The following is an 18,440-nucleotide window of genomic DNA, read 5'->3' as shown; positions in this document are numbered from 1 at the left end:
TGAATCAACAAATGACTTTTAATGTACTACTGGCAATGCTCTATTACTGATTTCGAATCAGGCAAAATGCGCAGATCACGGTAACCACTTAAGCCTATTATACATTCGTTGTACCCGTTAAATTGCGTTGTTACATAACTTGTTTTTTTAAGTTTTCTCGCCATTTCTAATGGTTGTCTCCAAGATATTACCTAGGGTATTGATTTCAGAATCCCACCACTACAACCTTGATTACGACTGCGTCTCCATCAAGACTACTTGCTGCTTTGAGGTAATGACGGTCCGGTTTTATAGGGGCAACGCCAACCTCCTCTCAGCAGAATAATTTTCTCACCCTCTTTATTCTCCATACCTCTTGTCCAGATATAGCTACACTAGGCCACAATGCTCACGGCTAATTGAGGGTTTACAATCTTCGCTTTGCGACTAACACACCACAATAGAAGGAACAGTTTGATTCCTGGGTTCGTCGACAAAACTAGCTTGATAGTATTCTTTTAACTCTTTGATCCAGCGCTTAACTGTTTCAATGAGATCAGCAAACAACGGCCGCTCTCCATGCAATGCAGCCATTAAATTAGGAAACAATGAACCACGGCCGTCACGCCAAGCGTAGAAATCTGCAAACCACTGCCGCTCGCCACGGAAACTTGCCTTTATGTCGACAAACAAAGAATCATAAATACGAGCTTGTCCATCATCGCTTGGATCATAACGGTGTTGTACTTTAATGGCCTGTCGCTTAGGCTGAAAAAATGTGACCTGGTGGGCGGCACTATCAAAAATTTTTGTGGTTTTATCTTTTAGAAGAAAAGTAGGTTCAATAGGAGCATTAGGAAAAATTTTCACCAATTGCGTACCCCATTTTTGGGTAAATCCTTCAAATTGGGCAATAAAGCGATCTTTATTATTTTCATTTAAACTTCTCAATAATAGCTCACTATTATTTTCCCAATTTTTTTGCATATTATTGAGATAATCCTGCCATTTCAATAACCACAATTCAGTTTGGTCTGGGCTGGGCCTAGTTTGCAAAAAAGCTTGCGTAATTTGCTCTAAAAACAATGCGTAAAGAACATTCACACTCTCTTGGAATTCGGCTTCCACAGCCAAGCGTTTCTGATATTTATCCACTTCGTTATAAATATTGTAAGTCTTTCCATCTATGAGTAGATCTTCATCACTTAGATCGGGAATCATTTGATATTCCCCCGGCTTACCCGCACGGGAGGTGCGTCCCATAATTTGAATTTCATCGTCTAGGGTGGGGACATAAGCCGCTAAAACAAGTAAATTATTAGCTTCAATATCTACACCTCGACTAAACATACCAGCTGTTGAAAAAGTAACTTGTCGAGCTTGCCCTGCTTGTTTGATTGCTTCTTTTTCTTCTTCGGGTGTACTTAAACCATGAATCCGTGTGAATACTCCTGCTAATTCAGGATCTTTTGAAAGAATATTGTATAAAGCTAAGCTTTGATTATCATCTTTGCAAATGATCAAAGCGGGCGAACCTTTTGCTAACTTTTCTAATAAGACTCGTTTGATAAATTCTATTTGCTGCTTACGATCTTTAGCGGGCCATATGTTTTTAACCTCACGTTGTAACGGTCTCTCTCTAGGTACCGATAAATAACCATAATTTTCATGGTTAATGACAGGATCGGCTATTGGTCCTGCACTACGTGTTGTAGCACTGGCGCCAATAATCTGTCCTTCATCATATTTATTTATAAAATTAATAGAATAAGAAGTTCTTTGTGTTTCAATTTCAGGAGGAATAACATACTTCTCACTACCCGCTTGAATGTTTAATAAAGCTAACAAACATTGATGCACGCCATCTGAAAAGAGAGCCCCCTCGGCTGGACGGCCATTATTAAGTACCAGGGCTTTCTGCGACAAACGAATATTACTGCCATCATATACAGAAAACATTTGTTCAGTGATAGCATAATCCGAACCTAACTTCATTTTCTTTATTGCAAGATCAGCGGAATGCAACCAAATGGAAATTTGATCAGGATGAGCATGATGGAATGCATAGGTTTGCGCTATACGGACAGGATCGGTTTCATGAGTCGATAAATAATCTAAAAAAGCGTCTACCTTTGCTTGATAATCTGATCTTTCTAATAATCCGTGTTTAAAATTATTTGGGGCCCGCATAAATTGCACCAAATGCGAATAAATCCAGGTAAACTCCTGAAATTTAATAGATTGAGTTGCATAATTGCAGGCATATTGGCTTTTATCTTTTTTAAACTTATCAATTTCATCTAATAAAAGACATCGTTGAGTAGGATCGGGGTTAAGAAAGGCAAACGGTTTGTTATCAATATCACTTTTATTTCGAGCCAATTGTAATTGCTCATTGTCTGAAAAGTTGACTCCGTTGCGCTGATACAATAATTCCGGAGTCGATAGAGTAATTAGGCTGGTTGGTATATTTAGGCTAGTAAAAAATGATTTATAAGCAAAATAATCACGCTCAGCTAATTGGAAATCAGCTGTAATAAAATCTGAGGTAAAACCTAAATGCGTTTTACATGCAGCTAAAACCATTAAGACGCGTGACTTTCCTTCTCCTGTATCCATTTCAAACTGTAATTTTGCAGTAGGATGAGCAAGCGCCGCATACGCTGTCATGACTTGCGTAGTATTCATTTCCTGGCTGATTTGCCGATCGGAAGTTAAATCTTTTTGCGATGTAGTGCGTGCTAGTAATTCGATCGCTGCACACAACATATTAAGCTTATCTCTTTTAGCACAAGCATTTTGATAGATCTGTTGTAACTCAGGAATGGATTTTTGCCGATTTTCTGTTAATGCTTCATTGAGTTGTTGTCCCAATTCGTCAGTAAACAGATCTGGTGAAAAAGGCTCACCATTGCGAATTAAGCCGTTAAACAATGATTTTTGTCTATGGTAATGCTGAAGATCAAACGCATACTCTAATTTTCTGGTACCAAAAGGGCTGAGACAAAATTCTCTGTATTGATTTAAAAGAGTCTCTGGTTTTTGTGACCATTCATGCCAAGTTTGAATTGGCGCATAAGGAGGATATTGATAGCAATTAACAAAATGTTGATAACGTTCAGAGTTTAAAAAAACAATATACTTCACAGTGTCTTGGATACTATCTAAAGATTGATTTTCTGCTAGTAATCGGCTAATTAATTGGATAATAAATTTAATTTTTTCTAAATCTAAATTTTTATCTTGCAGTAAGGTAAATAAGGCAATACAAGCCTGTGGATTTTGCGCGTATTTCGCCAATAAAGTATAAAAAATTTGCATGTTTTGGATGTCGGAACGGCCATCCTCAGTTGATAATAGTTTATGAATTGACGTTAATGTATGGACAAACTGCAACGTATTGCTAATATAATTCGGCTTATCTGTTTCTGAGATGTTTTGCAAATTGAGAAAAATATAGTTCTGAATATGTGGATTAACGCGAATGATTTCCTCTAAATCACTTAATAGGGTTGCAACTTGCCCTTCATCATACTCATCTGGATTTGAATGGAGGATGAAAATAGCAAAAAAATTCTGCAAAGAGGCAGGATCTAGCCCGGGATAAGCGTCAATTATGCCCTGGATTGAGCTAATATAGTAATTAAATTTTTTGAGTAAATGATCATCGTTTTTTATTATCTTATTGCGAAAATAAATGTTTTCAAAATCGCTTAACTTTCTTTTTTCTATGAGGAGATCGAGGAGACTATTAAGATCATCTAGATCAGTAATCAAATACTCTAAATCTGCAAGATTATTGAAAAATTTGCCGACATCACTACTTGTGAAAATCTGAGAGAAATCGCGAAATCTTAAAGCCAAATTTTGAAATTTATTTTCTTCTAATAAAGGATTTTTAGTGCTTACTAACGATAAAATTCGTTTAATATTAACTGATTGCTCTGTGGAAAAACCAAGCTGATCAATAAAGGCAATTTGCTCAACATTTAATCCACTTAAAGCTTGAAGCAATTGTTGTTTTTTCTGAGTAAAATAATTTTTTTCAAAAACCCGACTTAGATTTTTTTCTAAATAGTTCAAAACCTCCATTTCTGTATTGAGTTTCCCTGAACTGATTAAACTGCAAATCGTAAAAAGATTATTCCATTTTAAATCTTTGTTGGTTTTAATATCTTCAAGGATTTTAAGAGTAAAAATTAATAAGGCATTATCAATAAAATGTAACTTTCCAATATCTTCTATATATCTTTTTTCGTCCTTGACATTGAATGTACTTAAATGTGCGGCTAAGAGGGAGTGTAAAGGCCCTGCTGTATCACATAGCCGCTCTTGCATTTCTACATAATCTTTAATGCCCGTGGTTATCCAATTACCATTGTTACAAAGAAATTTTGCTCCTTTGTAGGTAGCCATTTTCAAACGAGAAACGACTAAATTTAGCGAATTTGATAATTTTCTTAAAGGGGAATCGTCTGTGCTTGTCGCTCGGGAAAAATAGTGTTTTATATGCCCAAATATCATGTTAAGCCAAAATATATTTGGAGAGGATTCTAACCGACATAGATGATCTACTAGCTCATTGCGGAGCTCACTTTTTTTTTGCTGGGAAATTATCCCCCCCAACATATAAGTAATAGGATTCATCGTTTCCCAGCGATTAATAATACTGCATATCTCTATCCAGATAGCGAGTATATGATCTTCTTCCGTTGAATCATGAGCTGCATTGAAACCAGTGGTGGCCGATACCAAGAGTTGCACTAACTTCAGTTGGTTAACATCGTTTATTAATTCGATCTCTTGAATCGCTTTTAACGCTTCAATATAAAATTGCTTTGAATGACGATTGGGTTGAAAAGCGATATAACGCCAAAAATCCTTTATGTTGTTGATTGCCTTAGGTTCATATACAGAGCGAAATCCCCAATACCTTTTCAATTCTCCCTGAGTATTTTCCGTTTCTAAAAAATCTTCTTTTACCAAGTTCATTTCGGGTAACAAAATACCACAAGGATTATTATCATTCTCATAATCGCTTATCGCTCGAATGGCATTGTCACCAGTTTCTAGGTGTAGAGCTAAGATAATATCCCACTGTGCTTTTCTATCAGCCACTTTTAAATTACGATTGCGTAAAACAGTTTCCCAGCGCGCAAGTAGCACTATAGGGTTCACAGGATAATTGAGAAATTTGGACTCAAACACCGGTGGATAAAACTCTAAACCAAATTCTTCGATGGTTTGAGAAAAACGAATAAATGCTGACTGTAATTCTTGCTCGGTACAAATTATTTGCCCATTCGCTAACCTGCATTTTTGCTGCAAAGCGTCATACCACTCTTTCTGATGTCCTTTGAATGGATGAGGGTTGGAAGGCATCGCTTGCTCTGAATCAGGTGAATCAAGTGAGATAGCCAAAAAATTAGGCGGGCTTTCTTTTTGTAGTTGATGAAAGTTAGAACTGTAATGCAGAACATCCAAAATGCCGGTATGGGGATTTTTAATCATTAAAAAGCCACGAGGGCGATTATAAAAATCAAATCCGCTAACAAACTTCTCGAAATTCTGTAAAATCAGGTGAGCAGATTCTTCAGTTAGATAGTTTGCCTTTTTATTCTGTCCATGCTGCAAAGCCCAACCAATATTTCCAAATAAATGGTTCCAAAATAAATCTGGATTACTTAAATAATGCTCATTACATTGCTGAGACAAAACAGGGCGGTATTTTTTAAATAAATCGACAAACTCGGCTTGTCCGATCAATTTAATTATATCTGCACTCTTAGCTATCCGATTTTGAACAACATGATGTGTGTTTATTTGAACAGTTTGGTTTATTTGCACCTTTAAATGCTTTGACATAATAACAACTGGCTTAGTACATTTGGGGGCTATGATAAATAATAAACAAACTTTTATCAAAGAGTACAACGTGATTTCTTCTTACACCCTGTTTAAAATCTTTTTAAAATAAGATTATCTGAATATTTTGCTAAAACTTATGTTCATTTTATCAGAGTGAAGTTGCAATAATTTTTGCACCTTCGGGCCTATTTCCGTCGCATGAAACACATGCATTGAAATTTGAAAGCCGGCGTAGCCTGGGTGTAGGCGCAGCCGTAATCCGGGATATTGGACTTGAATATCCCCGGATTTCGTTTTACTTCATCCGGGCTACGCTTGCTGTTGCATCAAGGCATGTGCGGATGAGTATTTTCCGTAATCTGTATCATTGTTTCACACAAATTCTCTGACAGCGGTTTGAAAAAATTGATACTAGTACCACCAGAATCATAGTAGCGTTTACAAGCCAAGCCTAAAGTCGTGAATATCCCCACACCGATTAACATAGAAATAACTGATAACAATTTTAAATTTTGTTCCCATGAAGATTGACGATTTTCTCTCAATATTCCAAGGGTTACTTTGTTGTTTAATTGCATTTCCACTGCTTCAACTGCTTCTTTGTCACCTAAGTCTGACTGCAAAGTGGACTGAAGTTCTCTTACTGCTATACCTTTAACATAGCCCGCAAAACTAGAATATATTGTAATAAGGTAATCATGAATCAAAGGCATATGAGTTTCTTGTAATTCAGGCTGATTAGACATAAAACGCGACAAATTGAGTAAATGCTCAAAGCTATAATGAATTTTTGTCGAAAATGGAGCATTTTCTTGAGGTAAATTGCTCAGCTGTGGGCAATCTGCTCGTTGCCCCAATCCCCGCTGGTCTAGAATAAGATGAGATAATTCAATCAATGCTTGCAGATTATGCAAAACATTGCTACGGTCACTCTGCTCAAGCCTCTGCTCTTTATTTAGAACTGGTAAAATTTTCTCCGTGCTACTGTTACACATTTCTTGATTGTTAAATGTAAGGTTTTTGTGCACTTCCCAACAGACACTATAGATCCAATTATGGAATCCTAACCGGGGGGGGGTAAAAGGTAAGCCTAGAGACCACGGATCAATAGATATTAATCCATCCAATTGTACCTGATTATGAGCAATGTATTGCTCGCACGCAGCTTTTAAATGGTTACGCGCTTGTGAATAGCTGATTTTTCCCATATTAACTCATTTTTAAAACACTAAATTTGTATATACACCAGAACTAAAAAGTCATTTAAAACACATTTAGCCAGCGTAGCCTTGATGGAGACGCAGTCGTAATCAAGGTTTATCCATTTTCTGGCGGACTATTAAGTTTCTCTTTCGCCTAAACGCCAGATTCAACTGATTTCTACAATTAACAGTGACTTTTAAACGTCCACGTCCGGATACATGAAAACCTTGATTACGACTGCGTCTCCATCAAAGCTACTTGCTTTCTTTCAAAAACTTAACTGGAGCCAGTATTACCGGATTGAGGTATAATGATATAGGATGGCATCAGTGATCGCTTTGAGTAAATCGCGCCCTTGTATACCCGGCTTACATCGTTCTCTGATTTTGTTTAATTATTTTTATGTTTGGATGATTTTCCCCTAAATTTTTTATTCCGTGCTTTAGAGCTTTGTCATACAATTTTTTTGCTTTATCACGATACCCTTGCCAAATATAGTTCAGCTAAATTATTTCTATAAGAAACCAGTTCAGTGTGTTCTTCTCCAAAGGTTTTTTCGACGATTTCAATTGCACGAAGATAAAGAGCTTCTGCCTCTTGATAGGATCCTTTTTTATAGTAGGACAATGCCAAGGAATTTAGGCTTGAAGCTAACTCAGGGTGATTTGTTCCCAAAATTTGTTCCACTAAGCTAATTATTTTTTCAAGACTAACTCCCCAAATTACTCTTTTACCGTCTAATTGAGTTATCAGCTTAATGGCTTTTTTAGAATATTGTTCAGCTTTAGCAAGATCTCCTTGCTCACGATAAACTAAAGCAAGCTCACTTATTATTATTGTCACTGCACTACTATTTTCACCATACTCCTTTTTCCAAATAGGTAAAATAAAATTAAACATCGTTTCAGCAAGCTCATATTGTCCCTGATTAGAATAGGATTGCCCAAGAAAATACCAACTCCAAGTAATCTTGCGTTGATCATTTCTCATTGCCTCCTCAAAAGCCTCGTGAGCAATGGCGAGTGCGCGTCTATATTCACCACGTTCTTTGGCGAGCAGAAATTTTTCTTTAAGCTTTTCCCATTTAGTTGGCTGAGCTAGTGCTGTGAAGCTTGCTAGTAATAAAAATAGAATTAAACAAATTGTTTTGCTCTTATATTTCACGAAGCCCCCAGCACGGTAGTATGTTCTTTTCCAATCTTATCTTCCTCTTTTTGCTGAGTTTTGCCGAAAAATCGATTTCTATCGAGGGCAGAACCTCTAGACTCGGTCGGTAAAAGAGGAGATTTCTGTGTATTAAGTCCTTCTTTCCTAACGCTCTCTGCTATTTTACTAGGTAGTTTTACTATTTCCTTAGGAACTTCTGTTAAAAACTCTTTTAAGGCATGAAATGCTTGGGCACGACCAGCAAGCTCGGTTTGTGCTGCAGTAAGTTGCTGCATGCCATAAGCTCCTAAATAATTACCCTGGTGTAATAACTGTTGGGATTCATTCAAATGATGGATGCTTTCCTCGCATAACTTGTCCACATAGTTTTGATCATATACCAGAGTATCAATCGCGTCCAAAGCAACGACACCCCATCCGACAGGACCAGCAGCAGAACGGGCACCGTACTTAAGCACAAGACCAAATACTATATCTCCTCCTGTGCTTAATGCAGCGTCTTGCAGTATTTTCTTTTTACCTTCAAGAGAAGCTGAACCTAAATTAAACATAATGGTAATGAGTAACCCTTTTGTTCCAAAGTAGGTTTTCATCACTAACTTCGATTCAACTCCAGATTCTGAAGAGAGCCTTATTAATTTGTGAACTGTTTCCTTATCAAATTGCTTACCGAGACGACTCCATCCATCTTCAGCCCCCGCTTTAATTGCTTTAAGTATTGCATTTTTTAATCGAAGCTGTATTGAATTGTATTGATCCGCTTTGGTATCTTTTTCCCCCGGAGAAGGAGCGGCACTTGGAGTATTTTCTAGAAGATTTTGGTCGTCTGATGCCATATACAATGCTAAGGCTGCCTTAAAAGCCTCAGGATCTAATTCGCTGGGATTAGAGGTATTAATCGATTTATTCGCGGGCGACTCAAGCTCTAGCTCATGGGGTTTTTCGCGCGGCTCCCCTTGCTCTTCTTCCTCCTCTTCCTCTTCTTCGTTTCTTCTTGAGGGCAAAATTTGTTCTACTGGCTCGGGAATCGGGGGTTCATTTGGTAAATGATTTTCATCGCTTTTTGTTGAAAAACGTTGCATACCATTTTTTATATTATTTTGGCTTTGCTGAAGATAGTCCGTATTTGTTAAGGGAACATCTAATGTTAAGCTCACTTCCTTGTTTTTAAACACCGTTTTTCCATCTGCCGATTCTGTATGGATGTTGCCGGTTAACTCAACTATTTCAGCCTGAGTACCTTGTGCTCCATGAACCACCGATTGATTATTGGCCTGATAATCGACGTGGTCAACGCCGATTGAAAGTGTCGCAATGGCTTGCTCACCGACTTCATTTGTTGGTTTTTGTCCAGCTAACCTCTGCAGGTCATTCACATTCAAACTAACACCACCGCCATTATAGGCCTGATAATCGCAGACATTTTCCGCGATTAATCTATCGATATGGATGTGATTTTCACCCTCAGTAACAATCTCTCCTCCTTTCATCGATGCACTTTCTACCTCGACAACGTGACCATTAGTATTAATACCATCAACTACATGAATTCCGCTGTGTTGCTTCGTTATGGCAGCATCTCCCTCGCCTTGATAGGCAGAAATTTGGCCCAGTAAACTGACACTACCCGCTTTCGTGCGAGTGAACGACTTATCCTGCTTATCAATAATCTTTAAGTGCTCAATTTGTGCATCCAGTGTTCCTGCGTCTATCCTTGCCCCATCAAGCTCCACTCGATGAACAGCACCTTCTTGGTAATGAAGATGCATATTGCCATTGGCAGAAAGCTCCGCGTTGGCTGTATTAGTTAATTCAGTCACTGTGTGGGAATAGCCTAGAGAAACATCTTGGATAGGATGAGTAAGAATCTCCGCAGGCAATAGAGTAACTGATTGAGTACTCGTCTTTTGGTCTATTGATGAACGGAGTTCCGCAGCTTTTGCAATGATTTCAGGAGCATTGATATCCATATTGCTCCCAGCATGAATTTTGACCCCATTTTCAAGAGTAATTCCCTCTCCCGCCTTTAAATGGACATTTCCCCCTCGATTAATTCCACTATCTGCTACAGTTTGGAATCGCGTAGTCGTACTACTTTCTGTCAACGACAAGGTTACTGAGGGTGAAAATCCATTTTTACCACCAAGACGGTAACGCGACAATAGCTCGTCCCCCAGTGTATCTTGAGCGAAACCGCGCATCATACTATCGGCTGTATTATATAAATTGATACCTAGATTTGCTGAATTGGCAAAAGCTTCGGCTGGATTATTACTATGAAACAGCGAATTAAATTTCGACAAAGTGGGATCTTCTGCAGCCGCCATATCCCACCAATGGCCACCACTCTTCCAAGATTGCCAAGCGCCCATTCCAGGTACCGAAATGGACAATCCTCGCGTTTTCTCTTCCACTTCGTGCTGCAAAATATCGGATCTAAACTTAAGGCGCTTTCTCGCATCTAATTCTAAATCCCCTCCACCAATAAACAAAGTACCATAGGCTTCAATGGAGCCTTCAGAGGAAAAAATACGTGTTGACCCATTATCCATGAATACGGTGGGCGTAGAGCTTTCATAAATCCCCGATCGAGAATATTTAGATAAGCCCCACAACTTACTGGTGGAATCGTACACTCTATTTTGCGATTTTAAGTTGTATAATTGCACATCATTTTGTGCATAAATCTGAGTCCCGCCAGGCGAAATAAATTGCGCTGCTACTGCATTAACACCACCATACTGTGTGCGTAAAATATTAACCCCAGTACCTGAAATAACATTAGCGCCCTTTACCGTAGTCGATGTGGCAATGTGGGTTGTTTCCTTTCCGTACCAGGTACTTGTCGTTGATACATCAGAAACATAAGTCTGTTGGCGCGCGCTAAAATCAAACCCCGAATCGGCTTCCAGATAGTTAGTGCCATTACTGATAAAGTCGGAAGCATCGGAAATAATTTTGCCACCCGCTTTTACATAAAGACCAACTCCACCATCTTTACCTAAGCCACTCCCCCCCGCGATTACCCCACCATTGAAATCATAAATGATGTCATAAGGGCCAAAGTGGAAACCAATATTGCAGGCATTAACAACATTCCCACTCGCTATAAGCTGCGTATAATTTCCAGAACCAATAAAACCACCGTAATTCTCAATGTTTCCATTAGTCGCTTCAAGATAAGCTTCATTTCGCCCACAAATAGCACCTACCTCTCCAACGCTTATTGGCCAGGGAGCAGAGGCTGCATAAGAACCAGAGGTAACATTTTTTATTTCCCCTGCTTTAATATTAACGGTGTCGGCATTAATAACCCCACCCAAATTATAAAAACCCCCTGCAGCTACAAATTGGCCTACTCCATTGTTATAAAGCACGTGATTATTCCAGATATTACCGGCTGACTGCACATAAAGATTATTGTTAGCTACATTACCCAGCAAATAAACATCACCAGCTGTTGAAATTAAACTGAGGTCTCGAGGCAAGTAGTCATCAGTCATCATCGTAATACCACTTGCTTTAACCGTTACGTCACAGGTTCGATAAATCGGGTTGGTTAAAGTTACAAAATCTTGCGTTTCTACCATCATCTCTTTGCTAGCAAGGTAATTGCTGTATTGGCCAAGCCCTGAAATAAAATTGGCACTATCCGCAAAATGAGCAATTTCAAAAACACCTGTATCGAGATCAGCGCTACCCCATAAATTTGCTGTTTGCGCCTTTACATGAAAAAGATTCTGATCATCAGCATTTCCCTTACTCACACGTCCCAAATGGGTATATTGATCAGTCAGAATATCGACCCTCCCCTGATAAGTCATCAAACTTTCATCGCGAAACTCAGTGGATTTCAGGATTGAGTCTTTAAACTGTTCCCGACTCATACTACCAAAATGGGTATGCGCTAGCTTAACAACTGACCCATCTAAATTAAACGTAGCATCTTGGGTATCAAGCGTATCACCTGTAAACCACGAGCCATCAACAAGCGCTAATTGTCCACCACCATCAAGGGATGTATGATCTATCTCTAGTGAGGAATTCTCAAGATGAACGTTACCTGAATTATGAACACTTTTGCTTGCAATAGTCGCTTGAGCTATATCGATTTCTGCGGATTGACCAATTTCTAACGACTCACTCTTTTTAACAGCACCAGGTGAGGAATCAGTTGACTCTTCTTCTTTAGCAGGCTTTCCCGCGATGAGTGTATAATCCCCTCCCGCTATCTTCCCATGCAACTGCTCTGTATTTGCTTGAAGAAGGAAGGCATGCTGTGGTTTAAACTCTTTTTCTGTAGAACCTTCTTGAGGCACAAACAATTCCTCTTTGGCCGTTTTTTTGCCAACTATAGCGGAACCTGATGCTAGGAGTGCCGAATCAGCTTCAACCGTTAGAATGCCCTCATAAGCGACTTGCCCCTTATTCTCAAAATGACCAGTGATCACTTTAACCTGCTCTGCTGTTTTAACTTGAGCTTTTTCTTCAATAACAAATTGATTTCTATATACAAAATGCGATTTTGTAGAGGCAAAATTGCTTTCCGTATGAAATTGATCCCCCGTTAACCACGAGTCATTGATTGTGGTACTCTCGGCCCGTGCATCATCAAAATGGGTTATTTCACCACCACAATCCTCCAAAACTAATTTTTGTTGCTGGCTCAAATTATCAACGTCAAATTGAAACTTGGTAAATTTTTCATCGCCTTCATTGATTAATGATTCTGTTAAAACTGAACCGTAAGTCAAATCGGTGCTTGCATGCTCACCGAAGATTAATTCCTTGGATTTTGTCGGCTTTTCTTCTTTCTGATCACTAGAATCGTTCTCTTTATTGTCAGTTGCAATTGTTTCTGTCTCTACCGGCATTCCCCGAAAAAAAGTATAATCGCCTCCGGCTAAACGGCCATCCACCACTTCTTTGTTGGTTTTAAAAACAAGAACATGCTGCGGTTTAAATTCCTTTTCCTTGCTTTCCGAATCAGTGGGTGGTTTTTCGCTTAACTCTGTTTCAGACTCAGCTTTTTCATCTTTTTTAGGGACAAACAGTTCTTCCTCGGCTGTCTTTTTACCTTGTATCACTGAGTCTTTTTTTAATATGGCAGTGTCAGCTTCAATGGTAACGAATTGCTGATAATCGAGTGCTCCACCATGAATAAATTCTTTCGCCTTTACCCACACGTGTTCAAATTGCTCGGATGCAGTTTCAGTGGTTTGAAAACGGTTAGTGTAAGTAAATTGCGTATGGTCTGCTTCTAAATGCCCATTTGAATTAAAATTATCACCACTTGCTACTATCCAACTGTATTTTGTATCCGCTTCTGCATTATCTGAAAATTCAGCAATCTTTACTTGGCCTTTTTCTAAAGCAAAATGACCGTATTGAGCTAGATTCCCGATTGTTATGTGAACATGTTTGCCATCAACTTCTCCGCGATTAACCATTTGTTTCGCTTCGAAAGTAAACTGATTAATCCCTTCTAAATAGCCCGTGTTGTAAGAGTAATCTGTTGTTACGCGAAACTCATTACTGTCTATCCAACCGCCATTATAGAAAAAGGGGGTTTCAGCATTGTAATTTAAGGAAGCCTCGACACCTAGATTGACAGTACATGCGTTCTTTTGCATTATGGAAGGTGCTAACGCGACGCCATAATTAACTCCAAGTAAAGCTGATTCCGAATAATTACCTAAAAAAGCGCCGGCAGCTCGAAAACCAAAATGCTGCCAATCAAACTTGGATGCAGCGGTTTTAAAATTTGCATAGGAATAAGTGTTCACATCGAAAAGCAAACTTGTAAAAGCAGGAAAATCAGAACTTAAATGAGCTAGTTCCCCTGGAATGGCTTGACCAACGTTAAAAGCATTCCAAGCACTGAAGGCGATGTCCTTTAATTGGCACATTTGCGCCATCCATTGATGGCTTCGTGCGTTCCAATTAAAATTATTTGCTAAATGATACAATCCTCGAGCACCATTATATAAGCTTGGAGCCATGGCTAGCATATTAATGGTGTGGGCATAAGTGGGTACTAATGTCGTAGCGGTGATTTTAGCCAATGCCGCAAGATTCCTCCAAGAGAGAATATCGCCCCAATCTGCTGCAAGATTTGGGAGGACTAAGCCACCATTTATCGATAATAATGTTGAATTGGAATAACTGTTAGCAGCAATGAGGCCTAAATTAATTCCATAAAATCCAGCGATAGATAATGAACGCTTGGCTGAAACAAAACCTCCTAGATTCAAAAAATTACTGTGCACTAACATGCTATTAGTGTAAAAAGAGCCAAAATTAAGAATTTTGTCATCAAAACCTAAATAGATTGCATCAGCTTCAAGCGTCCCATGGTTACTGAAAATCTCTCCCCGTGCTTTTAATTCGCCATCTATATGCGTAGAGCCTGCATGTAAAAACTCGTTGGCTTCAATCTTTAAGTCAGCAGTTCCTTCGATAGAGGCGTTTCGTGTTAGATGCAATTTGCCTGTTACATGAAGCGTAGGTGCAGGTGCGTTTTCTTCTTCATCAATTTTCTCTTCTGGCTTTAATCTCGGCACAGTAGCCATTTGTGTAACTAAATCTCCGCGTATCACCATATTTTCTGTCGAAACTAGCGCATCTCCCTCCAGCGTACATGTTCCACTAGACCAGACTGCAACTTGAGTATTAGCCCTCACGACAGTATCGCTAACCACCACCTCACCAAACGTTTGAACCTTAGAAGTATTAACCTTGGAATAGGTAAATTCAGCATGAGCATCTTTAGCCACGGTAATGAGGTCATCCACTGAGACAATTGACTGATCAATTGCTCTAAATTCATCATAAATGCGAAGTTCTTCGGCCGCTAAAAGGCTCTCGCAAATTTCTGTCCGTCCACGTAAGAGAAATTTACCCGCAAGAAGTTTAGATTGATTACTTGCTAAAATGGTATGTGAATTGGTCATGACTGTTCCAGCGTCTAACTGACTCCCTTCTTGAAGGTTAAATTCAGTATCCTGGAATCTCATCAATGAAGCTTGAAAAGCTGATTTTTTTAGCTCCATTGTACTGGTTTGACTAATAATGGTACCCTGCACCTCAATGGTAGAGGATTCACTCTTCCAATTGGCTTTATCCTGCCAAAGGAAAGTGCATGAAACCTGAGAATCCTTTGCTTTCATCGCACCTTGTGAATGCAATAACCCAACCTGAAAAGTGCTAAAATGTTCTAAATTTAGCTCACTATCTATTGCCTGGCATACTGCGTTTTTGGTAATAAATTTACAATCTATCAGTTTTAATCGGGTTAAATCATAGCGAAATAGTTCCTTGGAAACACCAAGAATAGCACTGGAATAGAAAGTGACGCAGTTTTGGGAAGAGAACAGTTGAATAGATAGCTCACTATTTTTAATTACAACTCGATCGGGCTCTTTACTCCCCTTTATATTCAACCGGTTGGAAAATAAAATTAATGAGTTTACTTCTGCTTGAGCTGAAGCTATATTTAAAAATTGCGCGGACATTTTCGTTTTTTGAATTGCTAAATGTCCATTCAAAAGTATATTTTTTCCATATAAGCTGATATTACTCAATTCAACTGCATCACATAACTCAATTTGAGTTTGTGCTCTTACACTGGAATTATGAATTGTGCTTTTATTTCGTATGCTTTTTATTTTGTCCGCTATCAGGCCTACGGCCTCTAGATTTAAAGTTGCAGCTGAGAACATCATCCCATTCACTTTCACTGAAGCATCAACCCAACTTGCAACTGTTTTTTCTGAAAGCTTTAACGCGTTTACTTCAACTTTAGTTTTATTTTTGACCTCAAAATCAAAAGACCCAACATAACTACTAAAAGAATCCCCTTGAAATTCGCATTGATCGAGCGAAAATAATCCCCCTTCACAACTTGTTTTAAATGAAACAAGCCTACTATTTTTTAGCACCGATGAAGCTTGACGATGATCTAAATGGGCTACTACTTTAACCAAAGATCGCTCTGTTTCAAAAAGTCCGTTTTGTTTTAGGGTTTTAATCTCAACCATGCTACGATGCAGAGAAAACTCACCATGATTATCAAGCTCATTGGCAAAAGAATTGACATGATGGAAATCCATGACCGCAAGCTTATCCACAGCCATAGTCTCATTGATAATAAAAATCGATCTGTCATCCCGATTAGGATGACCAATACAAACCTCAGTATCTCCGCGAATCTGAAGGTTTCTTGCTCGGATATAGTTAGCAGCGGAAAATTGCAGAGTAGACTGACTTTGGTTATCACCACAAATCCAAGCCTTGGCTACTATAAATGACTCATTAGACACTAAAAAATTGCCACTTAATTCACATTGCTCAGCGATTAAGCGTAACGTATTTATTCTGGTTCTAACCGATGGCTCTTGTTTGAAGCATTGCGTAGAGACATCAAGGTGCCCATTTAGGTGTAGATTAGCACCTTGATGAACATACGCAGCATGAATGCTTAAATTTTCTGCATTAATTGGCGCTAAAAGGCCAATACCTTGCTTTGCCGTCAAAATGACTGAGCTATTGGACTGAAGAGAACCTGATACCCCTAACGCTTCCGCCTGAATACCTACAGTATCGGCTTCTATCTGGCCTTGGATAAATAAGGGACCTTTCGCACTAACCAAGCACTCCTTGACTTTAACATTTGTAAATAAATTAACCTGCTTGGTGGTATAGATCTCAACTACTAAACAGCCATCAATAGTCCGACGCCACTCGAGAACTTTTATCTCATTATCATATAATGCGCCAGAAGGAGAAAAAATTTCACTCGCGACAAAAGTATATTCGCCATTCTCGTCGAGACTGATGGGTTCTAGAATATTATTGGTATTCGCTAAAGATGGGGGAATGAAAGAAAAGTCGTTTATGTCTTTTACTCTCGATTGAACACCGAGGTTTTGGACTCCAACTTCCATTATCATGAGATCAGTCATTTTACTTATTTCCTTATTCTTTGAACTTAAGCCAACCTACTTACAAATTTTTATTTAGTTAGGTAATTAATTCTTATTTAATAAGTTAATATTCCAATAGATTAAAATCATCACAATTAATTAAAGACAGGCGATTTAGACGCTTCTGCTCTACGTTCTTTTCTGACTACTGTCTTCGCTCCTTCCCGATTCGAATTTGAAGTTTCCGTTGTATTATTATTCGAAAAAATACCCTTCTCTGCTACCAGTCTAGCTTGACTTGAAGTCTCTTGTTTTTCCTTAGATTTAGTTAAAGAAGATGAGCCACCTGTTCGTTCAGAATATTGGGAACCCTTGCTTTGGTTATGAGAACTACCTTTGTATTGATACCCTGTGCTCGAAGAGTTAGAACCCTTCTCATCTGGATATGTCGTACTCTGAGTGGGAGAGCGCCAATCATACCTATAATTCGAATCTTGAGGCTGAGCGAACCTGTTATATTGATAACTCGTACCCTGGGTCTGATAATGCCCTCCATATGGATACCCTGTGCTCGAAGTGTTAGAGTCCTTTTCATCTCGAGATCTCGTACTCTGAGTCCGCCAATTATACTCATAACCCGAACTTTGGGCCTTATCAGACCTGTCATATTGATAACTCGAGCCCTGAGATTGAGAACGACCTTCATATTGATATCTTGTATCGCTGCTGGTTTGTGTGGTTCTTTCTGACTGATAAGCTCCGCTCTGGGTCTTAGAGCGTCCATTATCTTGATAAACAGTGCTTTGAGTCCAAGATGTCTGAATGGATTGAGAATTATTATTCGAACTTTGGACATTATTGTTAGACTGTTCTTTCTCTCTTGCTCTTTGTTCTAATAAACTAGGGCAATCTTCTTGATAGGTCCTCAATATCATTTCATTAATAGTTCCCCGGGTAATTCCATGCTGTTCCTCAAGGTCACTAATCCTTGCTGCATGCGTATTTTGGGTGGCTAGTATCATTTGCATATCTCGAGAAACTCTCTCCCTTTCATCCAATTGTTCACTGGAATTAATATCAACTTTAGCTTCTTGTTGCTTGGCAAGTAATTCTATTATGCGCTCTCTTTCTTCCTCACTCGCAGCCCTAGCTTCGTTTTTCCCTACAATGTAAAGCGCTTCTCCTATTATGAAAATCCCTGCTCCCACTCCAATAGTTATTAAAATAGGAGCACCTAAAAGTATACTCACAGCTACTCCTGCTCCTGCGGCGAGTAAAGAAAGAATAAATCCCAACATA

Annotated in this window: 5 protein-coding genes; all 5 read right to left on the bottom strand. The window is 38.9% G+C overall.

All coding sequences use genetic code 11. The annotated features are described in order from the left end of the window. Positions 1 to 426: 426 nt before the first annotated feature. Positions 427 to 5,844 carry a helicase-related protein gene (locus B5D33_RS01585; RefSeq protein WP_058452555.1) on the bottom strand — a complete coding sequence of 1,806 codons (5,418 nt, stop codon included), beginning with the start codon at positions 5,842 to 5,844 and terminating at the stop codon, positions 427 to 429. 329 nt (positions 5,845 to 6,173) lie between these two features. After that, the gene (locus tag B5D33_RS01580) at positions 6,174 to 7,055 is read right to left on the bottom strand and encodes a hypothetical protein (RefSeq protein WP_058452554.1); all 882 of its coding nucleotides are present in this window, start codon (positions 7,053 to 7,055) and stop codon (positions 6,174 to 6,176) included. A 469-nt stretch (positions 7,056 to 7,524) separates the two neighbouring features. Next, positions 7,525 to 8,040, bottom strand: a complete 516-nt coding sequence (locus B5D33_RS01575) for a tetratricopeptide repeat protein (RefSeq protein ID WP_234802429.1) — start codon at positions 8,038 to 8,040, stop codon at positions 7,525 to 7,527. A gap of 170 nt (positions 8,041 to 8,210) precedes the next feature. Continuing rightward, a complete protein-coding gene (locus B5D33_RS01570) occupies positions 8,211 to 17,180 on the bottom strand; it encodes a hemagglutinin repeat-containing protein (RefSeq protein WP_058452552.1) in 8,970 nt (2,989 codons plus the stop codon). A gap of 116 nt (positions 17,181 to 17,296) precedes the next feature. Next, complete coding sequence (locus B5D33_RS01565) at positions 17,297 to 18,439, bottom strand: hypothetical protein (RefSeq protein WP_078767291.1); 1,143 nt, start codon at positions 18,437 to 18,439, stop codon at positions 17,297 to 17,299. Between the last annotated feature and the right edge of the window lies 1 nt (position 18,440).

This window comes from Legionella maceachernii (assembly GCF_900167045.1).
Taxonomy (GTDB): Bacteria; Pseudomonadota; Gammaproteobacteria; order Legionellales; family Legionellaceae; genus Tatlockia; species Tatlockia maceachernii.
This window is presented reverse-complemented; position numbering and strand designations above follow the sequence as displayed.